Source organism: Metallosphaera javensis (ex Hofmann et al. 2022) (genome assembly GCF_022064045.1).
Taxonomy (GTDB): domain Archaea; phylum Thermoproteota; class Thermoprotei_A; order Sulfolobales; family Sulfolobaceae; genus Metallosphaera; species Metallosphaera javensis.
Genome location: NZ_JAKNCW010000001.1, coordinates 244,776 through 269,389, shown reverse-complemented (window position 1 = coordinate 269,389; position 24,614 = coordinate 244,776). Strand labels below are relative to the sequence as shown.

Sequence of the window (24,614 nt, the reverse complement as noted above, 5' to 3'; positions counted from 1 at the left end):
TAGGGTTGGGATGAAGAGGGTTTCCTGCCGTGTTATCCATATACTTATTTCAGGTTGTTTTGAGCTCTGTAATGTTACTTCACACGTCAATTCTGGACCTAAAGTACAGGGAAGTGGATCCTAAGATTTGGTTGATATATTCTCCACTGGCGATTTTCATTTATTTCGATATCCATGAGGTCAATCTGTTCATCTACCTTTACTCCATAGTCGCGGTACTTGCAGTGTTCTTTGGCTTTTACATGATATCGTTTATGGGTGGGGCTGATCTATTTGCCATGATCATCCTAGGCCTTGCTAACGCATCTGTACACCCACTCCTTTTTAGCAGGCTTTCTGAGCTGGGGATGGAACCACTAATAATAGTGCTATATTCATCGATTCTCATCATCTTATCTGGAATAATTAACTTTGCCCGAAATTTCAGATATACCCGTGAGTTACCCTTGGGAACCAGACTTATCCTTTCCTTCACTGCGAGGAGAATTAAGGTGAAGCAGTTCCTTCAGTCCAAGTTTCTTTTCCCCTTAACTGAAATTGATGAGAGTGGATCCGAGAGCCTGAGAATGGGATTCTCAGTTGATGAGGATGATTCGCGCTGGCGAGAACTTTACGCCAAACTGGTCAAGGAGGGGAAGCTTGAGGAGGAGAGATATATATGGGTTGCATGGGGCGTACCAGTCCTTCCCTTCATCCTACTCGGGTATTTGATAAGCCTCGTGGTTGGACTGTCTTTTTCATGATATTTAATAAGGAACGTACGTAATCAACTATTTGACTTGTATGTATCTAAGATTAAGATAGTTTCTGATCCCGGTAACGACTTGGCTAGGACATTGAGCAAAAGGTTAGAGGAGCTTGGATACTACATAGTTCACGAAAACCCAGAGATCTATGTATTCTTTTACCCCCTGGGAATCACTGTGAGAAAAATACAGGGACTAATAAGAGATAAGGCAACTGATCCTGTGGTAATAAGTGTGACCGACGACGGAAGCTACGTAATACCAGTTATAAAGGAGCACAGGGGAGGGTCAATTCTAGGGGGTATAATTGCCGATCTCATGGGGTCTCAACTGATTCTCACGTCGCGCACCTCCCAGATGGGCATTTACAGTGTGGAGGAATTCGCGTGGATAAATGGACTCGAGATAGACTCTAAGGTAGCGGACCTGCTAAACTTCAAGCTTGTTAAGAACGGGAAACTGAAATTCTACCTCGAGGATAAGCTAGACCTTAAGCCTGTTGAAGGCTTTGAGCCCACGGATAGGCTGGAGAACGCCGACTTTGTGATAGGGGAAGAGTGTGCGGAACTTCCCACTTTGAGGCCCATAAGGCTAGCCATGGGACTAGGTTACACCACAAACGCTCCGGTAGAGGTTCTCTATTTCTCTGCTGTTAGCACAATGAAATCCATTCATATTCATGAAAGAAGATTGGATTTCATTACGGTACCTGAGTTGAAGCGCGGAGACGAAAAGATAAAGAAGATAGGTAACATGCTGGGAGCATCAATTATCTACGTCCCTCTGGATCAGATTCGAGGTAGAAACCAGTCAACCCCCTCCAGGGTTGCCAGGGAGAGATTTGGAGTCGAGGGTGTGTGTGAGCCTTCGTTGGAGGCTCTTGGTACCAAGATTGTCCTTAAAAGAACTAAAAGAGCGTATGGAGTAGTTACATGCTTGGGAGTCAAATGATAAAAGTGGTGGGAATTGGAGCTGGTGGGGATACACTTACGCTCAGAGCAGTTAAGGAATTGAAAAACGCGAGCGTAGTTATTGGTTACTCAAGTTACGTTAACATGGTCAAGGATTTCCTGAATCCGGAGGCTCAAATCATGGAGAGTAGGGTTGAGGAAATTGAATTGAGAGTGGAGCAAGCTCGTGGCATGAGGGACAAGAACACTATTGTGATCAGCTCCGGAGATCCTATGGTTTTCGGTATGGGATCGCGCCTATATCGGGATGCTGACGAGATTGTCCCTGGGATCACTGCGATAAGCCTAGTTGCCAGCTTGCTAAAGATACCCCTTGATGATTACGCGGTGATAAGCGCTAGCACATACTCTTCAACCCTCGACAAGATATTGGAGAAGTTAAGGGCCTCTATAGAGGCTAATTTCACCATTGGAATATACAACATTAATCCTGTAGGAAGGAGGGGAGAGGCCAAGATGATCGAGAAGGAAATAAAGGAGAGGGCTAAGGGATGGAATTTCTATATAGTACGCAATGCAATGAGGGACTATCAGTCAGTCATCCAAGGAAGAGTTGAGGAGTTAAATATTGATGACGTGGATATGAACTCTCTCCTTCTGCTCAAGAGATGGTCCAGATGAGAAAGAAAATATTCAATGATGTGCTGAACGATTTCGTAGAAGTGGAGTACCCTCCGAGAAAAGTGGTGAGTCTAGACCCTGCCTCCACGGAGACCCTCTTCATGATAGGTGCTGGTGAACTGGTGGTGGGGACTGATGCCTTTAGTTACAGACCTCAAGAGGCCAGAAACAGGGTAAAGCTGGGAAGCTACACCCATGTTAAGTATGAGATCCTTGATCAACTAAAGCCTGACATAATATTCACCACACTCGGAGCTCAGAAAGATCTCACACTTGAGCTCAAACGGAGAGGTTACCCTGTTTATCCTTTGAGAGTAGCTACCACTGTTGGTGAAATTCTGAATAATATTCTCCTGGTCGGTAACGCATCTGGACGTCATGAGAGCTCCAGACTGCTCTATAGGAGCCTTTTAAATAGATTGAATACGCTCCCTTCCCCAAAAATAAGACCTGCTGTTTACGTCGAGTTAGACCTAGGTGGTCCCATAACACCAGGTTTTCCGTCCCATATTAGCGACGGAATCTGGTTGGCTGGAGGGAAGAATGTATTTGATCATCTAACTGACGCTTACGTGGAGCCCAGTTCCGACCAGCTTATGGAACTTCAAATTGACCTGGTAATATATGAACCAAAAAAGGAGAGGCAAGAGGAACTGCAACGCTTTAAGGATTCGCTAAGGACTAGGGGACTTTTCAAACTGCTGGATGTTCCAATGTACGTCACAAAAGGAGATTTCTTGGCACATCAGGGTCCTAGCTTCGTTCAGGAGGTCATCCCATGGATCAATGAGGTTATTTTCTCCTGGTTACAAACCAAGAAATAATATACCAGAGTATCATGGCGCCTCCAGCTAAGATAACTACATCTAGGAAGGTCTGGAGGATCCCTAGCGAATAATAGAAATTGCTGATAGTCTGGGCGTTAAAGAGACCATAGGTGAAGGATATATTTGAGGTTTGATTATCTAAATTTATTATTTGAATTTCATAGTCCGACTGATTTAACTCGATGGAAATCTCCTTTTGCTGATCGAGAATAGGATGACCAGTTGAGCTCAGCAATGAAACATTGGCGTTTCCTTTAAGCACTAGAAATATTATGGCCTGTCCCTTTTGGGCGCTGAGGTTCTTCACAATGACTGTCTGTGCAGGACCCACAACAACGTAACCCTGGTTCGATTTAAACACGTTATTAACGGTGGAATATCCGGGATAATACAGTGGCAATGAAATGTAGAGCAATAAACCAATGACCAGAAATATCGTTCCGAGAGCCAATAGATTGAAGTTCATAACGTCATCTCTCCATAGTCAAGTTTATATAATTAGTTTAAGCATAACCTACCCATGGCCGGTGGCCAAGAAATCCATAGAAATACTTGATACAACCCTTAGGGATGGCTCTCAAGCCGCATCTATTTCATTTACCCTAAGGGACAAGATAAAAATAGCTCTACTCTTAGACGAACTGGGAGTAGACTACATAGAAGGCGGATGGCCTAGTTCCAATCCAAAGGACTACGAATTCTTCAGGGAAATAAAGAACTATCATCTTAAAAATTCCAAAATAGCAGCCTTCGGAAGCACTAGGAGAAAAGACCTGAAGCCAGAAAATGATCCAAGCCTATCCTCTATCTTGGAAGCGGACGTCAAGGTTGCGGTGCTCTTCGGCAAGACATGGACTCTCCACGTTAAGGAGATACTAAAAACAACACTGGAGGATAACCTCTCCATGATAGCAGATAGCATTCAATTCCTGAGAGATCATGGCCTTGAGGTCATATTTGACGCTGAGCATTTCTATCAAGGGTTCAAGGAAGATCCAGAGTATGCAATAAGAGTTGTGAACACGGCAGGCGAAGCTGGAGCCAGTGTGGTAACTCTGGCTGACACAAACGGAGGCACACTGCCCCACGAGATCCTAGAAATAACCAGAAGGGTTGCAGAGAGGAGTAGGGTGAAGCTGGGAGTTCATATGCACAACGATTCGGGTACTGCTGTCGCCAACTCATTGATGGGAGTGGTGGCAGGGGCTAGGCATGTCCAAGGAACTATTAACGGAATTGGTGAGAGAACGGGAAACGCAGATCTAGTTCAGATTATACCTAGCCTGATCCTGAAGATGGGGTATAGGGTGCTCAGAAACGAAGAAGGTCTTAAGAAGCTTAAACAGGTCTCTTCCACCTTATATGAGCTGGCTGGACTTCATCCAAATCCGTTCCAGCCTTACGTAGGAGATAACGCATTTACGCATAAGGCTGGAGTTCACGCAGACGCAGTTATGAAAAACACCAGAGCGTATGAGCACATAGATCCATCTCTGCTTGGTAATCAGAGGAAAGTGGTCATCTCAGAGTTATCTGGTACATCAAACCTAGTGAATTACCTTGAAAAAATAGGAGTTAAGGTGGAAAAGAGAGAGGAGAGGTTGAAAAGGGCACTCAAGACAATTAAAGAGATGGAGTCCCGTGGATACAGCTTTGATCTGGCCCCAGAATCAGCTGTCCTAGTAGCATTCAAGGAAATGGGGATCTACGAGAAGTTCTTTGATGTGCAGTATTGGAAGGTTATAAACGAGAACGGATTGGCGCTTGCTGTAGTCAAGGTGAATTCTAGGGTTGAAGCTGCAGAGGGCACGGGACCAGTTCACGCAGTGGACGTGGCATTGAGGAGATGTCTCTCGAAGGACTTTCCAGAGATAGAGAAGGTCAAGCTCACGGACTATAGAGTGGTCCTTCCTGGAGAGGTGAAGAACACAGAAAGCGTTGTGCGTGTAACCATTGAGTTTAACGATGGAGAGAGGTCCTGGAGAACTGAGGGCGTTTCGACAAGTGTTATAGAGGCGTCCATAATGGCACTTGTGGATGGGCTAGACTATTATCTGCAACTTAATAAGAAATTAAAGCCACTAATGGCAAGAGAGTAATCGTGTCTTGGGATCCAGGAGGAGCAACAGCTAGCCAGAGTAAGCTTTACATCTATCTAAAGTTTCTCAGAATGGAGCAGACTTTTTTCAGTCTGCCCATGGCATATATGGGGGCCTTCGTGGCCATTAGAGGCATACCTTCACCAACTGTCTTGCTCCTGATATTTTCGGCGCTCTTCTTCCTCAGAATTGCGGGTATGACTAATGACAATTTAGCTGACAGAGAGATAGATGCCAGAAATCCTAGGACAAGGACTAGACCCCTTGTGACAGGGGCTATCACCACCAGGGAGGCAAAGATACTGATTGCCATAGGACTTGTAGGGTTTTTTGCCTCTGCATATCTGGTGAACAGATGGGCGTTCCTTCTCTCTCCCATAGTGGCTCTGGTTACCATGACATACCCCTATATGAAGAGGTTCACCGCTTTCGCTAACTACCAGATAGCTACAGTGCAAGGTTTAGCCGTGTTCAGCGGTGCGGTGGCAAGCGTGGGAGTAAGCGCAACGTCCTTGGTCCAGGTTATTGGTTCTGTTCCCTGGTTGTTTGTAATAGCCACAATACTTTGGGCCGTTGGCTTTGACCTCTATAACCATATTCCAGACGCGGATTTTGATAAAAAGATGGGCCTGCATAGCTTCGCCGTAGTATTAGGTAATAAGGCGTTAACCTTTGCTGGACTCAATCAATTATTCTCGGTTATTCTTGATATAATTGCAGACTTCGTGTACAATTTAGGGCCTATATCTTATGCCTCAACCATCTTACATGGCCTCGTCATGGCATATGCCTTCTATTTAGCCTCTAGAGGAATGTTCGGGAAGGCCTTCTACTACAATATCTATTCGTCGATTATACTGGGGCTAGGTATAGATATGGACATTCTTCTTGGGATACCTTTCACCTAGAGGGATGCGACAGATTCATAATGCTAAAGCGATGGCAACCCGGTTTTAACAGTTATACACTAAGCAAATTAACCCCATTATGCAAATTTTATATAGGACTCTCAGGGACCTCAGAATGAGGAGGAAATTGTTTCCCCCAGACACCCCCCGGGTCCCTGGGTGTCCTACAACTTTATCAAAAATCCCATTTTGCCCTTTCGCCAGATGTAGTACCTTTCAATGAATCGCTTAAAGATTGGTCTAATCCTAGACTTCCCGATTGATACAGCTGTACCTCCCCAGGGAACAGTAGATCTTATATGAACTCCGATTCCCTTCCCGCTGTCCAAGATAAAGATGAAAATGGGTTTGAACTCGCCCCCGTGCCCCCTTAACCTCTGGCCCACATATATGCCAGTTCTCATGGCCAACTCGCCAAGCTTGGGCCATCCCTTAATGATGTCTCCCGCCACATACACACCTGGTCTAGTCTCAAGGAACTGATTTCCCTCGTAAAAGGAGAAGGGATGAGGTGGAACACACTCGTCTAGCACCAGACTTGGAGTCTCGGTGGTCCCCACGCCTGTCCATGTCAGGAGAGCTGATATCTCCTCTCTCACCTGATTGCCCAACCAGCTCAGGTAGGAACTTTTAACTTTCACATCTTTTCCAAGCCTCTTGAGGTAGAACGCCAGCTGAAGGATGAGGTACTCGTCTCTTTCATCCTGGCTCCCTAAAGTCACGCTGGACAATTTCAACGACTCTGCTATGATCTCATCAAAGTTTTTCCTGACACAGCCAGGAGCAATGACGAGATTGTTGGCGTAAATCCTGTCTCCGTTAACCAGAACCATCTTGGAGGGAAGGTCCAGGTCCCTTACCTCTCCCACCTCCACAAAGGGTACCTTCGTTCGGGTAGTTAATCTAGGTTCCACAATTTTCCTTAGTTCAGCTGTCCAAAACCTAAACTCATCGCTTCTTGAGAGGATAGTAGCCTTTCTCCCTAAGGTGTAGTAAGCGTTAAGTCCCGCATATCCTCCCCCAACTATCAGGTTATCCACGCGTCTCTCGGTCATCTAAGCTTAATAGACGACGGAATACTAAATGTCTAATCGTGAAATTATCCCTAGGCTACTCAGATGAAGCAGATTTGGTTCCTCTGATTCCCCTGCTCGAGGGCAAACTTGATAGAGATATCACTATTGAACCGGTAAAGGTTAAAGAGGACGACCTGAAGTTCGTGTTTCAAAAGTTTGATTTAATATATGTTCCGGTTCCACTAATAAATTATATTCCTGATATAAAATTTATCTCAAATGGAGCTAGAATAGCCCAAAGCATTGGGGTAAGGGGTAAATGCGAGGGGGATACAGTGTGTGTTAAAAGTTCCAATTCAACCGAGTACTATTTTATCAAAATATTCGACCCAAAACGTACGGTAACTAGAGGAGAATGCGGGTGCAGTGTTAGTATCGAGGGTGTTGAGGAGGATCTTACCCCCATCTGGAGAAGCGAATGTGGAGATGTTCCGCTGGTACTAAAGTTGATAGCAATAAACCTTGATGAATCGCTGGCATCTAAGGTCAAGATAGCCATAAGGGAATCTGCCTCCATCGTTGCGTCTCAGGGGAAAATTCCGCAGTTCTCAAAGGAGCTGGGCCTAAAGGGAAGACAGGGCATGGAGTGCTTCATCAACAAGTGTAGAGAGGCGGGGCTCTGTTCAAACAACAGGTATTTCATGCTTTAGTGATCTTTCCTGACCTGACTATCCTGATCAACCTTAGTGTGAAATACAGAGCCGGCAGGTACATGATATCATCTAGAGATGTGCCCTTAAAGACGAGAATTAGCGCTATGCTTAGTAGGGATATAATTTCATCCTTCATGAAGATAATTGTTCCACCAACATTTTATAATCGGTGACCTTCAAGACTAATATGACCATGTAATGGAGTTCATTGATAATATCAGCGAAGAGGGGGAGAGAAGGGTTAAACACGTGTTAAATGAGGTCTTGGATCTGCTGGATGAGAAGGAGAGAAAGGTAGTACTTAGGGCTATAAGGAGCACTGGAGATCTTGATCTGATAGGAACTCTTAGGTTCTCTAGAAGGGCACTAGAGGTAGGTCCAAAGCTCGTTAAGAACGGCGTACTTGTGGACACTAGGATGGCAAGGGAGGGTCTTGGAAGTTTAGGGGAGTACGTCGAGCCAACGTCTAGGAGGAGCAGATATCTTGCCCAAGATATGATCGAGTCATGGAGGGACAAACTGAAGGGTAAGGTGGTAATGATAGGAACTAGCCCTCTTGCGCTCGAAAAGTTGCTGGATTTGGTAGAGGAGGGAATTAGGCCGGAGCTTATAGTGGGTGTTCCCGTGGGTTTCGTCAACGCTCTTCACGCCAAGTACAGACTCTCGAGACAAAGCAGTGTAGAGTACATAACCAACATAAGCGTGAAGGGTGGAGTGGCCCTAGGTGTCAGCATAGTGAGGGCATTGATGGAAATTGGATGACCTAATTGACTTCCTTTCGTCAGTAATACATTTCTGTGAGAGAGGCGACCCCCTACCTGTAGCCTTCTCCAAGGCAAAGGAGATAAGGAGAGTTCGCAACGTAAATTACGACGAGTTATTTGAACTGTCCAGAAAGCTCATCCTGTCCTATTATTCCTTGAGCGGAAGCTCCGCAAGGAAGAAAGTAATATCTTTCCTGGAGGGTGCGAATAAAATTTCCTTACCCCAATGGATGAACGATGAGCTTAGAGGATTGGTAGACCTGGAAGCTTACTTGAGGAGTTTGGAATCAGGTAGGTACAAATGGTTTAGGGTCAACACTGTTCTGGGAGAGGAAAACCAAGTTCTCACCTCCCTTGAGCGTCAAGGCATAAAGTTCGAAAGGGATGGGGACTTCAACTATCTTTTCAAAGTTAGATCGGGGAACATTACCAAGACGGATGAGTTTCGAAATTTCAAGGTAATAATTCAGGACAAGGCCAGCGTAGCGGTAGTAGAAGCCTTAAAACCTGAGAAAGGAGATGTCATATTTGAATTCGCATCTGCCCCAGGCTTAAAGGCAGAACTCATTTATGAGCTGACGCAGGGAGATGTCTACCTTATCCTAGCTGAACTGGATCGCGAAAGGCTAACCAAGGAGATCAAACTACTGTCTAGGTTGGGTGTGGATATGGGAAAGGTAGACTTCATCAATCAGGATTCCACTATGAACTCTGTTCTGAAAGCAGACAAGGTACTAATTGATGCGCCTTGCTCCTCCTCCGGAATACTTTACAATGAACCCACAGTCCTTTTGGGTTTGAGGGATAAAGGCAAAGTAGAAAATTTTTCAGTCATACAGAAATTGATGATTAGAGAGGCGTTTAATATTCGTTTTAAAAAAGCTGTATATTCTGTATGTTCCATATTTCCAGAAGAGGGAGAAGCAGTAATGGACGAGTACATGGATCATTTGCTTTCAACCAAGGCCGGGGGAGTTGAGGGATATGGGAATCATGGATCTGGTAAATTCTGTAATAGATATTTTGGCCATATACATGGAACAGAGGACTTTTTCATTGCCACCTTGAGGGGAAGTGAGTCACATGAGCGTTAGAATACCCCTAAACTACCAGCCAGCTTCGCCATCGCTTTCCAATGCTAAGTCCGCAAAGAGGAAGATCCTCAAGATGGGTTTCACGACAGGAACAGCGCTATCAGCTGCGGCAAAAGGTTGTGCTTACGCCATAATGGGAGAGATGAAGAAGGCTGTGGTCGTGTCTACACCCATTGGACTCAGAATAGAAATTCCCCTAAACTACGTGAGGATGGAGGGAGAGTGGTGCATTGCTTCCGTCACGAAGTACGGAGGAGACGACCCAGATGACACTAATGGAATGGAAATAATTGTAAGAATGAAGCTCAACAACGATAGGGGGTACGTGTCGGTAAGGGCGGGAAAGGGTCTTGGAAAAGCAGTAAATAGTGGATTACCAGTAAATCCAGGAGAACCTGCAATAAATCCAGTTCCTAGGAAACAACTCGTAGATAACCTGAAAGAGGTTCTAGGAGATAATTTCGGTGCAGAAATAGAGGTCATTATTCCCGATGGCGAGAGAATTGCCAAGAGGACCTTCAACCCCAAGCTGGGGATAGAGGGCGGAGTCTCCATTCTGGGAACCAGTGGAGTAGTGAAGCCCATGAGTCTCGTGTCCTGGTATGCCTCCCTGGTGGAACAACTTGATATTGTTAAATCCTTTGGGATAGATCGAGTTGTACTAGTTCCAGGAAATATTGGCGAAACCAGCGCCAGAAAAAAACTGAACGTTGATCCTAGGTCCATTGTTCAGATGGCAATATTCACTGGTGGCATGCTGAAGGCTTCTGCGAGGAGAGGATTTAAGGAGATTCTGCTTTATGGTCACGTGGGGAAGCTAATAAAGAGCGCAATTGGAATATGGAACTCTCATTATAAATATGGTGATGGCAGGTTAGAGGTGATAACTGCATATGCGGCCAAGCATGGAGTTGCCCATGATGACATCTTGAGACTCATCAATGCCAAAACCACTGATGAGGCCATCAACATTCTAAAAAACTATAGCTACAAGGAAATATTCAATGAGATAGCGGAAAGAATAGCCCTAAACTCCTTCAACCTAATTGAGGGGAAGGCAAAGGTACACTGCATACTGATAAACATGGAAGGGGAGATAGTTGGAATATCGAGCGAGGCGGGAAAGTTCTTGGCCTAAGATAATGGGGGCAGGCCCTGGAAATCCAGAGTATTTCACGCTAAAGCTAATAAACAATTTACGCGATGCAAGGAAGGTTATAGCGACAAAGAGGCTATTAATTGCAGTTAAACCTTTCACTAACGCAGAGCTGGTTGAGCTCGAGGAGGGTCACGGCTTCTATACTATGATTAAAAATATTGAAAGCAAGGAAGGTACGCTAATCCTGTCAACGGGAGACCCAATGATAGCGGGAATAGGTAAATTCTTTCCAGATCATGAGATAGAACCCGGAATTAGCTCAGTTCAAAAATGTGCCTCACTAATACACGAGGAGTTGACCAATAGCACCATAATTTCCACAAGATATGGAAAAAATTACGAGAAGATAGACCCAGCTTTACGTTTAGGCTTTCGTGTCTTTCTGCTTCCAGAACCAGCATTAACGGTAGGGGAGATCATTAGAAAACTGTCATTATATCTTACGAATCCGGGGAACATGAACGTAGCAGTTTGCCTTAATCTCTCTCTAGCAAATGAAAGAGTGATAAGGGGAAAAATATCGGAGCTAAGCGCCTCGGATGAAAACGGGCTTAAGGTAATTTTCATCTCACCCTCTGTGAATTAAAGCGAGCAGCTATAGTGTGAAGTTACCAAAGATTGACCTTGTCGAACCGTTATATGTTCCGGACGGGGTTACTATTAGTTTTATAAAGGATGGTGAAAAATTCATTTTATTAACTTCTGCATTATTACAACCTAAAATAGAGATTGGGGAAAAAGTTACGGTATCTAACAGTTTATGGAAGTTTCAAAGGGGAAACCTCCTGGTTGAAATTGAAGGGGATAAGGAGAAAAGTGTGAGATGTGAAAGAGAGGAATGTTCGAAGGCGTGGTCCGTTCACTATGTACTTGTTGATAACCAAGATATCCCCATACTTGAGTTCAAGAATAGGTTCATCTTCAACGGCGAGGAATACTCCCTGTTCAAGAGGAGGCTAAACATCTCATATCTGGCAAGAGGGGATGAGGCTACGGTTTTTGTGGGAGGGAAAATCTACACACACGAAGGAGTAAAGGCAGTGGGCTTCACTAAAGCCGGTCTTTCCATTGTTTCCGATGGTTTCACCAGACTATACCAGTGGGATGAAACATTCAGGGAAATTCAGGTGGAGGGTTTTATTCTAAGGTACGGTAAAAATGAGGTCCTGTACACAGACCTTCAGAACAGGATAGTCTCAAACGGTAAAGTAATAGGGATTTGCGGTGGACAATTTGATATAATTTCACGAGGGCAGGGATGGATTTTAGGTTCCTGCAATGGAATAGCCAGATACTATTTTCAAGGCGCCTGGAGAGATCTCGAAACGAGTATAGATACCCTTAGAAGTGACGGAAGTGAAAACTTTATCGGTCTAGTTTCACAGAGGAAGGTGTTAATTTATGATCAAGATCTTTCCCTTAGGTACAGGTTTAGGGAAAGTATCTTGGGTATTGGATTAAGGAAGGCCGTAATCTATACAGGCTCCAAGTTGTTTAAGGTAGATTTGGTAGAAGGCTATAGTCCCGGCGTGGTAAGGAGCGAAGATGGCGTAACCATAACTTATCCTAAAGGATATGACGTGAAGAGAAGTGATAGATTGATTAGTGTTGAGAGGATATTCGATAAAAACTCTATTGTAGAAAAATTTGAGTATTTTGGAGGGGACAAGGAGGAAGAGGTGACCATAGAGTCCGAGTTCATCTCTTTACCTCTTAAGATCCAGTTATCTGGCCCTCCCATCAGGATAATGTTTTACGGAAAAATATACGTTGCGACTGGAAACGGCAGAGTAAAGTTAGGAGAAGGAAACTCTATATTATCGGGTAAGGTAGTACTTTCCAGAAAATCCAAGGTAAAACTAAAATTAATCATATCTATTGGATCAAAAACTAGGAGCTTAGAGATAGACTCTAATCAAGTAGACGTATTCTTGCCCTTTGAGTTAGGGTCGTATAACTCTGATATCATACCTGTGGACTTTGACCTTAGAGTCGAAGACAGGAACATCTCCAAAACCCAATTCATTGTCCCGATAATCAAGGTTGAGAGACCTAAAACTATGAGAAAGATAAGAGCTAACAAGGGGCATGTTATTCTTCACATTGATAGATATGAGAATGGCATGTTCGTGTGGGACAATGTTAAGGTAGCTCCCACTTACACTCAACCCATTAGAATTCATGACCTCTATTCAGGGGAATTGACACATAACGAGTTAGATAACGGTACGAGCTTCTCTGTGAAGGAGAATTCTATCATAGAAGTAAAGATTAAAGATCCCGTTGGCTACCCCAAGGTAGAGATAGAGGGTAACTACCTGTGTATCACGCCAAACGTTAAATTTGACTCCCTTATTCAGATCTTCTATGCCACGCACGTTTACACAGGATTTAGGACTAAGGTTCTGTTTCCTATAGATCCAGTATATAATATTATTATATTTAAAATTTATATAGGTAACGCAGTAATTGAGAAAAGCTTCACAATTGACTCGCTGAAATTGAGTTTAGTTACCGCAGTTAAGTCCGCAATGGCACTATCTAGAATAACTGAAAGTGTCGGACTACCCTGACTATCTTTATATTACTACCTATTTTGATGAGCAGAACAATCCTTGAGGAATATTATGTACTGGGCAGTAAGGTCTCAATCATAGATGAGGATGGACAAGGTCTCTATATAGTTGAGGATCCGAAAGTCTCTCGAGAGGAATCCTCTACCATATCAACAATAATTGATGAAATATATTTCTCATCAACTTCTCTGGCAGAGGCCGAAAATAGGCTAGTTGAAATATTAAAATCAAAGAATATTAGTCCAGAACTCAACGAAAAAATTATAAATATTTTCAAGAAAAGGATTCTATATGACGAGATAACCATACCCGTCATGGACCCGGATGTGGAAGAAATAGAGTGTATGGGCCCTGGTTTACCCCTCACCGTAATACATAGGAAATATTCTAATTATATGAGGTTATATTCAAATATAGTTCTTAACAAGGAGGAAGATATACTTCGGGTTATAGAGAAACTCGCCATAAAATCAAACAAATCTGTTAATATTGCAAGGCCCTATCTAGAGTTTTCCCTGCCGGAAGGCCATAGGGTGGCCGCAACGGTCTCCAATGAAATTTCGAACCCCGGTTCTACCTTCGATATAAGGAAGTTCCCAGTCTCTCCCATATCACTTGTTAGGTTGATAAAAACCAATTCCTTAAGTATAGAAATTGCTTCATTTCTGTGGTTTTTACTGGATTATAAGCCATTCTATTTAATAGTTGGATCCACAGGTTCAGGCAAAACCACGTTTCTCAACGCTTTACTAAATTTTACTAATCCAGATGCAAAAATCCTGAGCATAGAAGATACTCCAGAATTAAATCTTAATGGAAAAAATTGGATAAGATTCTTCTCAAGACAGTCGCTGATCTCATCCTACGATGTTTCCATCAACGAGCTCTCAAGATTAGCCCTGAGATACAGACCGGATTACCTGATCATAGGGGAGGTCAGGGGAAAGGAAATAGAGACACTGATCCATGCGTCGTCCTCAGGACATGCATCATTGAGTACTTTCCACGGGGGCAAGCCCTCGGACGTGGTGACCAGAATAGTAAGCCTACTTCCAAAGGAACTGGCTATAATGTTCCTGAACAACGTTTGGGGATTCATTTTGGTCGGAAGAAGAGTTGATGACAGTGGCAGAATAGTTAAGGCGATAAGCGCCATTTACGAGACTCAGAAGGTGAACGGCAAGACCAAGTTTAGGAGAATAATCTGGTGGTCATTCAAGGATAAGAAGTACAAACCAGACAATTTTAGAGATTTATTAAAAATTTCTACAAGACTAAAATTTATCTCAGACTCTTACGGACTTACTAAGACTGATGTGATTCGTGAGCTGGAAAGGAGAAAAAGTATACTTGAGAGATTAGTGAATGAGAATATAGTAGATAATGAGATGATTCAGCTGGAGATAGCTAAATTCTACAGAGAGAGGGGTCTAAATGTCCAGAGTACGATTTGAATTTAAGGCTATAACTATTAGAATAAATAAATTTTTAAATCTTGCAGGGAAATTTGAGAGTATACCATTCTTATCATCCATATACCCCCTGAACTTGTTCTCTAAATCAATAAGGGAAAACATGGAAGTGTATGGAGGAAGTATATCCAGACTGGAAGAGATTTCCAAGATATCATTTCTTATATTTTTGGTTTCATTGCCAGCTATAGCAATATTGATATTGATGTTAGGAATTTACTTTATTCCGCTCTTGTTTATTTCCTTTTTACTTTATTTTCTTCCTATAATCTATGTGATTACAGAAAGAACGGAATACGTATCAAGACTGAACCTAGAACTGCTCTCCTTTTCAATTCTTATGTATCTGAACGCTTCTTTGGGGAAGGGTCTGCACGAAACCTTTAACGATGCGAGTCAGAGCACATTTTTCGTCGGCTTTAAAAGGGAGTTTGAAATAGTACAGAGATACATCCTTTTCCATGGAGTATCATTTCTTGATGGAATTCAGAGGAGAATTAGAAATCTTAAATCTGGCCTTATCGTCAAGCTATACTCCGTGTCCATCTCAAGTCAAATCCTAGGTATCTCCATGGGACAAAGATCGTTAGATCTGGTGAATGATCTCCTGAACAATGTGAAGGAGACCTTCAATAGCTACGCCTCAAGGGCCTCAGAGATAGTTGAGGTTATGTTCTCTCTCTTTCTACTGGTACCTCTGGTAACCATCGGATTTCAAGGATTATCAAGAAATAACAACAGTGAAGTACTATTGATTCCCCTACTCTTTGCCCCCCTTATTTACCTGTGGATATCGGTTTCGCAGCCCAACATGGGTATTCATGTTAAGATAAGGAAGTATCAGATAATCGGTCTCGTCTCATCGCTGACGATCCTGGCTTTCCCTGTCAGTATTTTATTCAGATTAGGTTTACTAGTACTCATAACTCAAATAATTCTTATTCCATCCTATCTTGACATCAGGAGGGAAGAGATCATTCTCAGCGATTTCCCGATAGTGCTGAGAGAAATAGGAGAATTCACCAAGCTCGGCTATGGAATTAGGGCATCCATTCAGAAAATAAGCTTCGATGGAATAAGTTTGCATAGACCCACCATTAAATTATTTGAAAATATTAAGAAACAGATTCAGATGGGAGAAAATATTTACAACAATTCAATCAAGAGTGATCAACTTAAATTCATCTTAGAGTTATTGAATATACTCGATAGAAAAGGAGGAGAGGGCGTAAGGGTGCTTCAGGAGCTTGGAGATATGATATACTCCATCTCCTCAACTCGATCCAGGCTACAGAGAGAATTAACTACTTTTAATGCCCTTGCCCTTATAACTCCCGTACTTTTCTGGTTTTCGACGACGTCAATCGAATCTATTTCCAATTTCTCGTCATCAACTCTAAGTCTAATGAATTTGGGGTATAGTTTGACTTTAGCATTATTATACACAAGGATCAGTAAATTTACGTTTATCAACCCATTGATATATATAATTGTTACTGGACTTTCAATATTACTTTCATTTGTCCCTCCAGGATTAATATTGTAATGTAAAGAATAGGTGATAAACCTGAAACAGAAAAAAGGAGTCTCCTCAATCCTTGGCACCATTCTCATCATTTCCATAACCTTAGCGCTGGGAGGGTTGCTTTACGGATATAGTAAGGGCCTGTTCAGTAATTTATCGACCAATGAGGACTTGTATACACAATATAATCTCTTATCCTCATCCAATATAGGATTCTTGCAATATACCCTCAAGAACCAGGGAAATGTGGCGCTTCATGTAGAATATATCAAGATCGTAGGCAATAACACGAACCAAATAATATCCGTCGATACGGTAATAGAGCCGGGTCAAGAAATACAGAACATATCCCAGGTATCGAATATTATCCCAGGTAATTATTATTCAATTATTGTCGTTGCGCAGACTCCCAACGGACAACTGTATGATTCAGTATCAAACGTTTTAGCGGTGAGCCAATGAGGAGGCTCAAATCTAAAGGGATTTCAGAGATTTTTTCTGCATTGATTGTTGCAGTTATTGTTCTGGCCATGAGCGGTCCTCTTCTTTACTACTTTCACCAGGTAAGCTCCACCCAAAAGAGTAGCATTGACTCCACAGTGAACAGTGAACTATTATCAACCGAGACAAAGTTGAGAATAATAAAAATAGGAAATTCAACGGATGATATATTTCTGTTCAATTACGGAGAGATAGATATTTACATTAAGGCCATCTCCATAAACGGGAAGCTCATCACAACACATGCAGATCTGCAACCTGATTCCATGATTTCGCTATCTGACCTAGTAGGAAACATGACGGTAAATGGCCCCTTACTAATAAATGCCAACGGTCAATATTTCCTTGAGGATTAATGTTTCCGCTAACAGATGATAGTTTTTTTGAATCACAGATTCCAGGTCCAACTAAAGAGGAGATAAGGGCGATCTCGATATCAAAGATGAGGATTTTTCCTGGCTGTAAGGTGCTGGAAATTGGAACCGGAACAGGTGCCGTCTCGGTAGACCTAGACAGGCTGGGATGTTATGTGATTTCCCTAGATCTCAACGAATATATATCAAGATCCCCAGGCAGGAAACTATCCATGAACGTAGATTTCATTCAGGCAGAATCTCCGCTATTTTCAGCTAGGGAAGTATTCGATTCCGTTTTTATCGGAGGCACGCAAAACGTGGGCGGATCGATTGAACTTGCACGCGCCTTGCTAAGGAAGGGTGGAAGGGTCGTGATTAATGCGTTTACCTTAGAGTCACTGGGAGAAATATCCAGGGCACTTGAAGCAAGCTTTCAGGAGTACGATGTTATTCAAGTGTCTGTTAGTAAGGCGGAAAGACTAGGAAAATATAGGGCTTTTATTGCAAGAAATCCAGTTTATATCTTTTACGCCTCCAAGGGTTGAGCCTTCGTTCTCACATCTAGTATTTCTCCCTTTTCTAGACCCCTTAATACCTCCTTTCCCTTTTCAGTCAATCTGTATACCTTATGGGAACCCTTGGAATAAATGGTTTCAACAAGCCCTATTCCCTCCAATACATGGAAGATTGCCAGCACCTCATATCTGGGTAGTCCAGTCTTTATCACCACTTCCCCAGGGTTTAGTGCACCATCGGAAATTGCCTCTAAGACCAGTTTTAACTCATACATCAAAGATGGAGTTTATCTGAGAGCACTTATAAGCTCGGTGCCTCAAATCTTTCCTTGAGAATTATTTGAGATGCGAAGGAAGAGAGGTCATAAATAGACTCAAGAAAGCCTACACCATAAAATCGGAGGATTTTCTGGCTATGGAGATATGGGAAAAGACAAGAGATCCGTTCAAGGTATTGATAGCTACTATCCTAACGCAAAACACCACTGATAAAGGAGCAAAGAGGGCTTATGAGGAGCTGGATAAGGAGGTGGGTATCACACCTGAGAGACTCAGTGAGGCTGACCCCGAAGCGATCAAGAGATCCATAAAAAAGGTAGGTCTGTATAATAATAAAACCAAAATACTTAAGGAAGTATCAAAAATAGTTTCTAATGAATACGGTGGAGATATTAATAAAATCCTTAACCTAGATCCATCCCAGGCTAGGAAAACATTAGTGGATATGCCGGGAGTTGGGAAAAAGACCGCTGATGTGGTGTTACTCACATGTAAGGGTTACTCTGTATTTCCTGTGGATACCCACATCTTCAGGGTTTCAAAGAGACTGGGAATCAAGGGAGGTTACGACGAAATAAGCTTGTTCTGGAGGAATGTATCAGATGATTCAAATTTGATGGCACACCTTCTTCTTATAACTCACGGTAGGACCACATGCAAAGCAATTAAACCTAAGTGCGACACTTGTGTACTCAATGGATGCTGTGAGTATTACGCTCGATTACGCGGATCCAAGGGATCTGAAACCGCATGAGGATATCATAAAGAGCAGACTCAATGAGACGATTATTTCCGTTAGGGAGACTCGATCCATTGTTCCTATTATAGTTGATGAAAAATCTCTTTTAGTGATCGATGGGCATCACAGGAGGGAGGCGCTCCTCGTCCTAGGGTATAGAAATATACCAGTGTACTACGTGAATTACTTGGATTCCAGCATCAGCGTTGGAGTATGGTACAGAAAGCTAACTTTGAACAGCATAGGGAAAATGTTTCTAAAATCAATGAAATCCGAAGGAAGTATCTGTCTTGAAATTGAGTACAGGATTTGCGCTAACTCGGCTTTCGAAGCCTACTGGAAGTTAGAGTTAATAGAACAAAATTTAAGGAAAATTGGAGTATCAGTGGAAAGAAGCCCTAACGAGGGATATAAACCACCGACTTTATCAAAGGAGATAATACTGAACGTAGCCAGCAAGGGACTTAGGTTACCTCCAAAGAGTAGCAGACATCTATATGATTTTATTATCCCCAAGGATAGAGTAAAACTACAATGAGTTTGCTGATACAAGCAATTCTCACCATTGCCATATTTATTATTCCTAGTTTCCTTTTACTTTACCAGTACTTTCTGTTCCGTAACGGAATGAAATTTAGAGAAAGTCTTGAACCCTTATTCTCTGAAGAGTTACCTTCTCTTTCGATTCTAGTTCCCATTAAGGGAGAGAGAGCCGATACGCTTCAAGGTCTGCTTGAGAATTTAACAACTGTTGAATGGGATAAAAACAAAATGGAGGTAATAGTGGTTTCCGATGATCCTCCAGAGTATTTCGAAAAACTCATCAAGGAGATATCAGTACCCCAGGGACTCAGGGTCAAAATTGTTAGGAGAGAGAAAAAGGTAGGTTATAAGAGCGGGGCCCTAGCATATGCGTACTCCTTATCCCGTGGGGATCTAATAATAACTCTTGATGTCGATGCCAGACTGGAAAGAGACTCGCTTGTGAAAGCATTCAACAGGTTAAGGATTCATGGATGCGATGCTGTGACGCTGAACTGGGTAGGATATTCACAGAGACCATACTCCACCCTAGCAAAGGGAATCATGATATCAACCATTATAGCAGATACAGCCCTTCTAAATGGAAGGGATAACAGCGGTCTCAGGATCTTCCCTGTGGGTTGCGGTACTATGTTCAAGAGAGAGGCTATTGAATCGGTGGGTCCATGGGATCCATCAATGATTCAAGACGACCTAGAGATAGGAGCCAGACTTATCAAAAGCGGAAAGAGGATCTGTTCCTCCACCTCCCCTGTCTACGTAGAGGTACCTGATAACCTAGTGGCGTTCTACGTCCAGCAAACTAGATGGGCCATGGGGAGTATAGAGGTACTAACAAGGAGATTTAAGGAAATAATGAGCAAGAACATATCTTTGAGACAAAAAATAGACATATTGATATTCCTTCTTCAATATGTACCCATAGGACTGACATTTTTGGCAGCTTTGGGCCTAACCTTTATCTCTTTCTTTGTGCTAAATCATATCACTGACTATCTGAGAACTCCCATACTCCTAGTCTGGATCCTTTCGCTTTCTATTTACGGATATAATTTCATTAAAACTGCGCTTGGAAAGGGCTATAGACTAGTAGAGGCCATGAGGGCCTTGGGGAAGGTCTCCTCCTACACCGTGGCGATATCGCCTTTCATACTTATCGGACTTTTATCAGGTCTTAGGAAAAACAGGAAATATGTTGTCACACCAAAAGGAGTTAAGGTAGACACTTGGATTCAATACCCAATACTATTATTTGGAGCACTCTTCCTAGCGTCGTCCATCATGTACCTTGTCCACGGAGCCACGGTGACCGGATTGTGGCTCCTCTATTACTCCATGGGTTACCTCTTCACCGTAGCAACATTCAAAAGAGAGCTTTAGAACTCAACTTTTTTTCTACCTCATTTTGATGTAGATTGAATGATTTCTCTGGCAAAGCAGATCAGCGATGAGGAGGTATTTGGGCTCCTGAGACCATATGTGGCCCAATGGTTTCGTGAGAAGTATGGATCCTTCACTCCTCCTCAAAGAGCCTCTATACCAACAATAAAAGCAAATGAAAATGTATTAATTTCCAGTCCCACAGGTAGTGGGAAAACCATGGCTGCTTTTGTGGGAATACTTGATTCTCTCCTGGAGCTGGCGGAGAAAAATGCCCTAGAGGACAAAGTATATGCGGTATATATTTCTCCACTTAGGGCATTAAATAACGACATGTATAAAAATCTTTTTCTTCCACTAGAGGAGATAAAAACTAAGGTTTCCTTACCCCAGGAGATAAGGATTGGGGTGAGAACCAGTGATACCTCGCCAAACGAGAAGCAAAAAATGCTCAGGAGACCACCCCACATACTGATCACCACGCCCGAATCCTTCGCCATCTCCCTTGTTTCCCCCAAGTTTAGCCAGAGGCTGAAGGATGTTAGATGGGTAGTTGTGGATGAAATTCATGAACTGGCAGGAAGTAAAAGAGGTGCCTATCTATCCGGCTTTCTTGAGCTCTTCGAGTCCTTTCTCAGCAATACACCGCCCGTAAGGATAGGTCTGAGCGCCACCATTTCTCCCCTAGAAGAGGTAGCTAAATTCCTTGTAGGGGACAGGGATTGCAAGATTGTAGACGCGAGATTCCTGAAAGGAATGGATTTAAGGGTCATCTCTCCAGTAAGGGATCTCATCCACTCATCGGAAGAGGAGGTAAGCAGGGGTATATACAGAACAATAATGGATGAAATTAAGAAACATAGAACCACGTTAATATTCACCAATACTAGGAGCGCGGCCGAGAGGGTATCTTATAGGATAAGGAAGATGGTTGAGGAGGAGAAGCTATTTGATGCCGATCTAGTTGGCGCGCATCACAGTAGCTTAAGTAGAGACGTAAGGCTGGAAATAGAGAACAAACTGAAGAATGGAGAACTGAAGGTAGTGGTATCGTCAACTAGCCTAGAATTGGGAATAGATATTGGATATATTGACCTAGTGCTTCTACTGAGCAGTCCCAAGAGCGTTAGCAGATTGCTTCAAAGAATTGGGAGGGCAGGTCATCATATAAGACAGATAAGCAAGGGAAGAGTGATAGTGGTAGACCGAGATGATCTTGTGGAATGTGCTATCCTAACGAAGTTAGCAAGGGAGAAAAAGATAGACAACGTTCATATACCCAGAAAACCCCTTGATGTGCTGGTCCAGCTGGTACTGGCATCATCCTTGATGGCTGAACAGGATGTGGAAAGACTCTATTCGGCAATAAAACGGTCCTACTCCTTTTCAAACTTAACGAGGGAGGAGTTTGATTCCGTGGTTGATTATCTTCTGGGAAAGTTTGGGCTGGATAGCAGGAATGTGTACCCAAAGATAAGATTGGGCGACAAAGGGATCAGGCCCAAGAGGGGTGGTAGGATGATCTTCTATCTGAATAGCGGTACCATCCCAGAGGAGTCATTAATTCCAGTATTCACGGAGGGCAATAAGTATGTGGGAAACCTTGAGGAGGAGTTTGTGGAAATCCTCTCCCCTGGAGACATATTTATTCTGGGAGGAAGAACTTACGAGTTTCTTCTTTCAAAGGGAAACAGGGTCCTGGTAAAACCTGCAGAGGGACAGAGACCCACAGTTCCCAGCTGGTTCTCAGAGATGTTACCCCTTGCCATAGAGTCAGCAATAGAGATCTCATCATTTCGTGGTAGGATTGCCCGAATGATTGGAGAGGGTAAATCCCAGGAGGAGATAGTTACTTATATAGAGAATTTCCTTGATATCTCTAAATCAGCCGCTAGATCAATCTACACCTACATACTGGAGGAATACCTATTTACTGACGGAAATGTGCCCGATGATAAAAACCTGCTCATCGAAATTTATGATGATGAGGAGGACAGGAGGAACTTTATCTTCCACGCACTCTTTGGTAGAAGAGCCCTAGATGCGCTCTCAAGGATAGTTGCCTGGAAACTTGGATCCGATCTTAACATGGACGTGAGAACATCTATTACGGATAACGGATTCGTTTTAACCATAGGCGAAAAAAAGGACTACGATATAGCTAAGGCAATAGCGGAGATCAATCCAAATGACGTGTACGATCTCTTGGGAAACATCGTGCTCAGGACTGAAATGGTTAAACGAAGATTTAGGCACACTGCCGAGAGATCGCTTATGCTCCTCAAGAGGTATAAGGGGAGGGAAACCAGCATAGATAGGAGACAGTTAAATTCCGAGGTACTGATGAACGTGGTGAAAGAAATACCCAATTTTCCTGTGCTTAAGGAAACTCTAAGGGAAATACTGGAAGACTACATGGATATACACAGCGCAAAATGGATACTGGAGAGAATAGCTAAGGGAGATATCAGGCTCACTGTGATCGGACCCAATCCTATCCCGAGTCCCTTTGCCCATCAGATTCTTGCCAAGGAGTATAGTGATATAGTATTAGCCAGTGATAAGAGGGAGTTCCTAAGAAAGATGCACGATAAGGTCCTTCAATTCCTCAGGGAGAAGGGAATCAACGTCGATCTCAGTTACACTACTGTCAGCGAATAAAAACGCCTTGATGCAATTGGGCGCCACAATTATCCATGGAACCCTCCACGTCCACATATTTTCAATATCCCTAAAACTGGGGTAGCATATCTCCTCGTGAGAATGCACTATTGCCTGTATACCATCAAGATAGGAGTAGATCTCCTGCGGATCCATTAGAAATTCGTGGTCTCGTTCTGATACATTTCTAATCTCCACGAATTTATCCTTATATATTATTCCGCATCTTTCCCTCAAATGGACCATAATCCTTCTAGTCCGGCAATGGATTTCAGTATATCGGTTCTCGTAACCATTCCTGTTACCCTGTTAATGGCATCTATCACCACTAATCTTCCAACGTTATATGTTACCATTTTCTTGACAGCTTCCATTATATCGTCGTCCTCCTTTATGGTTATCACGTCTTTTTTCATGTAATCCGAAACTGTTGCGTCGAAATTACCCTCGTAAAACGCCCTCATCAAATCCGCAGTGGTAATTATTCCTATCACATTCCCTGACTCGTCCAGAACAGGCGCTCCCCTTATACCCTCTTTATGAAGAATTCTAGAGGCGTCCCTGAGAGACATGTTAGGTTTCAGGGAGACAAGCCTCTTTCCTATGATATTCTTTACCTTTTCCTTGGGAATGCTTATCATTCTCTTCACATCAATAATTATCTCTCTGCGTTCCTCCTCCGCATTTAATACAACACCCTCAATAACCAATCTACTGTAGGGCGTTGGTCCCACCCTCACGCTGTCACCTGGTCTGATTTTCCTGGGATCTCCCGAAATTTTTAGGATAACCCTATTACCTGACGGATTGGTTATATCCAGCAACTCAATATTCTCCACCTTAACGTCAGTTTCAACGTTACCACGATAAAGGCTCAGCTTGTCCAATATTGGCAATATGGTGGGGTTTTTCACGAATTCGTATGCCTTCAATGTTGGTAAATATCCGCCATTGGGACCTGGCTTGGAGTCCACAAGTCCGAGAACCTTTAGGCTCAGTATTATGTTTCTGACAGTACCCTCATCCTTGCTTATCATGTCAGCAACTTCTTTACTTTTAATCATTTTCTTTTGTCTGTTATAGAGTTCAATTAACGCCAGGAGTATCTCCCTTTGTGTTGATGATAAATTTTGCATACCTAATTATCAT

The 24,614-nt window shown here is 43.0% G+C and carries 26 protein-coding genes; 21 read left to right on the top strand and 5 right to left on the bottom strand.

The features are described 5' to 3' along the window. Window positions 1-71 precede the first annotated feature (71 nt). From L3N51_RS01695 to L3N51_RS01680, 4 genes are read left to right on the top strand one after another with little or no spacing between them, the layout of a single operon-like run. Window positions 72-743: an A24 family peptidase C-terminal domain-containing protein gene (locus L3N51_RS01695; protein ID WP_255775989.1), complete on the top strand. Its 672-nt coding sequence runs from the start codon at window positions 72-74 to the stop codon at window positions 741-743. 36 nt (window positions 744-779) lie between these two features. Continuing rightward, entirely contained in the window at window positions 780-1,697 is a 918-nt protein-coding gene (locus L3N51_RS01690; RefSeq protein WP_238024869.1) for a cobalamin biosynthesis protein, read from the top strand. Then, entirely contained in the window at window positions 1,679-2,338 is a 660-nt protein-coding gene (locus L3N51_RS01685; RefSeq protein WP_238024867.1) for an SAM-dependent methyltransferase, read from the top strand. The genes L3N51_RS01690 and L3N51_RS01685 overlap by 19 nt, the downstream gene beginning before the upstream one ends. Continuing rightward, the gene (locus L3N51_RS01680) at window positions 2,335-3,162 is read left to right on the top strand and encodes an ABC transporter substrate-binding protein (RefSeq protein ID WP_238024863.1); all 828 of its coding nucleotides are present in this window, start codon (window positions 2,335-2,337) and stop codon (window positions 3,160-3,162) included. Before L3N51_RS01685 ends, L3N51_RS01680 begins: the two co-directional genes overlap by 4 nt. On the opposite strand, the gene L3N51_RS01675 is transcribed toward L3N51_RS01680, so the two are convergent. After that, the gene (locus L3N51_RS01675; protein WP_238024862.1) at window positions 3,131-3,631 is read right to left on the bottom strand and encodes a hypothetical protein; all 501 of its coding nucleotides are present in this window, start codon (window positions 3,629-3,631) and stop codon (window positions 3,131-3,133) included. The genes L3N51_RS01680 and L3N51_RS01675 overlap by 32 nt on opposite strands. A 61-nt stretch (window positions 3,632-3,692) precedes the next feature. Here L3N51_RS01675 and cimA point away from each other — a divergent pair, with 61 nt between their 5' ends. Further along, window positions 3,693-5,264: a citramalate synthase gene (cimA, locus tag L3N51_RS01670; RefSeq protein ID WP_238024861.1), complete on the top strand. Its 1,572-nt coding sequence runs from the start codon at window positions 3,693-3,695 to the stop codon at window positions 5,262-5,264. Between the two features lie 2 nt (window positions 5,265-5,266). Beyond that, window positions 5,267-6,172: a 4-hydroxybenzoate octaprenyltransferase gene (locus L3N51_RS01665; RefSeq protein WP_238024860.1), complete on the top strand. Its 906-nt coding sequence runs from the start codon at window positions 5,267-5,269 to the stop codon at window positions 6,170-6,172. A gap of 164 nt (window positions 6,173-6,336) precedes the next feature. Here the strand turns inward: L3N51_RS01665 and L3N51_RS01660 are convergent, their stop codons facing one another. Beyond that, window positions 6,337-7,227: an FAD/NAD(P)-binding oxidoreductase gene (locus L3N51_RS01660; RefSeq protein ID WP_238024859.1), complete on the bottom strand. Its 891-nt coding sequence runs from the start codon at window positions 7,225-7,227 to the stop codon at window positions 6,337-6,339. Window positions 7,228-7,265: 38 nt separating this feature from the next. Between L3N51_RS01660 and L3N51_RS01655 the strand changes: the two genes are divergently transcribed. Then, window positions 7,266-7,898 carry a hypothetical protein gene (locus tag L3N51_RS01655; protein WP_238024858.1) on the top strand — a complete coding sequence of 211 codons (633 nt, stop codon included), beginning with the start codon at window positions 7,266-7,268 and terminating at the stop codon, window positions 7,896-7,898. On the opposite strand, the gene L3N51_RS01650 is transcribed toward L3N51_RS01655, so the two are convergent. After that, complete coding sequence (locus L3N51_RS01650) at window positions 7,888-8,037, bottom strand: hypothetical protein (protein WP_238024857.1); 150 nt, start codon at window positions 8,035-8,037, stop codon at window positions 7,888-7,890. The genes L3N51_RS01655 and L3N51_RS01650 overlap by 11 nt on opposite strands. Before the next feature lie 62 nt (window positions 8,038-8,099). Here L3N51_RS01650 and L3N51_RS01645 point away from each other — a divergent pair, with 62 nt between their 5' ends. The 10 genes from L3N51_RS01645 (at window position 8,100) to L3N51_RS01600 (ending at window position 17,893) form a co-directional block, all read left to right on the top strand. Beyond that, window positions 8,100-8,663, top strand: a complete 564-nt coding sequence (locus L3N51_RS01645) for a precorrin-8X methylmutase (RefSeq protein ID WP_238024856.1) — start codon at window positions 8,100-8,102, stop codon at window positions 8,661-8,663. Next, a complete protein-coding gene (locus L3N51_RS01640; protein ID WP_238024855.1) occupies window positions 8,656-9,759 on the top strand; it encodes an RsmB/NOP family class I SAM-dependent RNA methyltransferase in 1,104 nt (367 codons plus the stop codon). Before L3N51_RS01645 ends, L3N51_RS01640 begins: the two co-directional genes overlap by 8 nt. Continuing rightward, complete coding sequence (cbiD, locus tag L3N51_RS01635) at window positions 9,749-10,897, top strand: cobalt-precorrin-5B (C(1))-methyltransferase CbiD (RefSeq protein WP_238024854.1); 1,149 nt, start codon at window positions 9,749-9,751, stop codon at window positions 10,895-10,897. The genes L3N51_RS01640 and cbiD overlap by 11 nt, the downstream gene beginning before the upstream one ends. Continuing rightward, complete coding sequence (locus tag L3N51_RS01630) at window positions 10,860-11,504, top strand: cobalt-precorrin-7 (C(5))-methyltransferase (protein ID WP_238024853.1); 645 nt, start codon at window positions 10,860-10,862, stop codon at window positions 11,502-11,504. The genes cbiD and L3N51_RS01630 overlap by 38 nt, the downstream gene beginning before the upstream one ends. A 16-nt stretch (window positions 11,505-11,520) precedes the next feature. After that, window positions 11,521-13,491 (top strand): protein UpsX, encoded by a 1,971-nt coding sequence (gene upsX / locus L3N51_RS01625; RefSeq protein WP_238024852.1) that lies wholly within the window; start codon window positions 11,521-11,523, stop codon window positions 13,489-13,491. 26 nt (window positions 13,492-13,517) lie between these two features. Further along, window positions 13,518-14,948, top strand: a complete 1,431-nt coding sequence (locus tag L3N51_RS01620) for a type II/IV secretion system ATPase subunit (protein WP_238024851.1) — start codon at window positions 13,518-13,520, stop codon at window positions 14,946-14,948. Further along, the gene (upsF, locus tag L3N51_RS01615; protein ID WP_238024850.1) at window positions 14,929-16,512 is read left to right on the top strand and encodes a membrane pilin protein UpsF; all 1,584 of its coding nucleotides are present in this window, start codon (window positions 14,929-14,931) and stop codon (window positions 16,510-16,512) included. The genes L3N51_RS01620 and upsF overlap by 20 nt, the downstream gene beginning before the upstream one ends. A gap of 12 nt (window positions 16,513-16,524) precedes the next feature. Further along, the gene (gene upsA / locus L3N51_RS01610; protein WP_238024849.1) at window positions 16,525-16,953 is read left to right on the top strand and encodes a pilin subunit UpsA; all 429 of its coding nucleotides are present in this window, start codon (window positions 16,525-16,527) and stop codon (window positions 16,951-16,953) included. After that, window positions 16,950-17,348, top strand: coding sequence for a pilin subunit UpsB (gene upsB, locus L3N51_RS01605; protein WP_238024848.1), 399 nt, complete (start codon window positions 16,950-16,952; stop codon window positions 17,346-17,348). The genes upsA and upsB overlap by 4 nt, the downstream gene beginning before the upstream one ends. A gap of 86 nt (window positions 17,349-17,434) precedes the next feature. Continuing rightward, window positions 17,435-17,893 carry a precorrin-6B methylase gene (locus L3N51_RS01600; protein WP_238024847.1) on the top strand — a complete coding sequence of 153 codons (459 nt, stop codon included), beginning with the start codon at window positions 17,435-17,437 and terminating at the stop codon, window positions 17,891-17,893. On the opposite strand, the gene L3N51_RS01595 is transcribed toward L3N51_RS01600, so the two are convergent. Continuing rightward, window positions 17,875-18,138 carry a hypothetical protein gene (locus tag L3N51_RS01595; protein WP_238024925.1) on the bottom strand — a complete coding sequence of 88 codons (264 nt, stop codon included), beginning with the start codon at window positions 18,136-18,138 and terminating at the stop codon, window positions 17,875-17,877. The two genes, L3N51_RS01600 and L3N51_RS01595, sit on opposite strands and share 19 nt — an antisense overlap. A 65-nt stretch (window positions 18,139-18,203) precedes the next feature. Here L3N51_RS01595 and L3N51_RS01590 point away from each other — a divergent pair, with 65 nt between their 5' ends. Genes L3N51_RS01590 through L3N51_RS01575 form a run of 4 tightly spaced genes read left to right on the top strand, consistent with a single transcriptional unit; the run spans window position 18,204 to window position 23,465 of the window. Further along, on the top strand, window positions 18,204-18,896 hold the full coding sequence (locus tag L3N51_RS01590) for an endonuclease III domain-containing protein (protein ID WP_428846149.1): 693 nt from the start codon (window positions 18,204-18,206) through the stop codon (window positions 18,894-18,896). Then, window positions 18,838-19,419 (top strand): ParB N-terminal domain-containing protein, encoded by a 582-nt coding sequence (locus tag L3N51_RS01585; protein WP_238024846.1) that lies wholly within the window; start codon window positions 18,838-18,840, stop codon window positions 19,417-19,419. Before L3N51_RS01590 ends, L3N51_RS01585 begins: the two co-directional genes overlap by 59 nt. Next, window positions 19,416-20,804 carry a glycosyltransferase gene (locus tag L3N51_RS01580; protein WP_238024845.1) on the top strand — a complete coding sequence of 463 codons (1,389 nt, stop codon included), beginning with the start codon at window positions 19,416-19,418 and terminating at the stop codon, window positions 20,802-20,804. The genes L3N51_RS01585 and L3N51_RS01580 overlap by 4 nt, the downstream gene beginning before the upstream one ends. A gap of 42 nt (window positions 20,805-20,846) precedes the next feature. Then, window positions 20,847-23,465, top strand: a complete 2,619-nt coding sequence (locus L3N51_RS01575; RefSeq protein WP_428846151.1) for an ATP-dependent helicase — start codon at window positions 20,847-20,849, stop codon at window positions 23,463-23,465. A gap of 233 nt (window positions 23,466-23,698) precedes the next feature. On the opposite strand, the gene L3N51_RS01570 is transcribed toward L3N51_RS01575, so the two are convergent. Next, window positions 23,699-24,601 carry a CBS domain-containing protein gene (locus L3N51_RS01570; protein ID WP_238024843.1) on the bottom strand — a complete coding sequence of 301 codons (903 nt, stop codon included), beginning with the start codon at window positions 24,599-24,601 and terminating at the stop codon, window positions 23,699-23,701. Window positions 24,602-24,614: the final 13 nt, after the last annotated feature.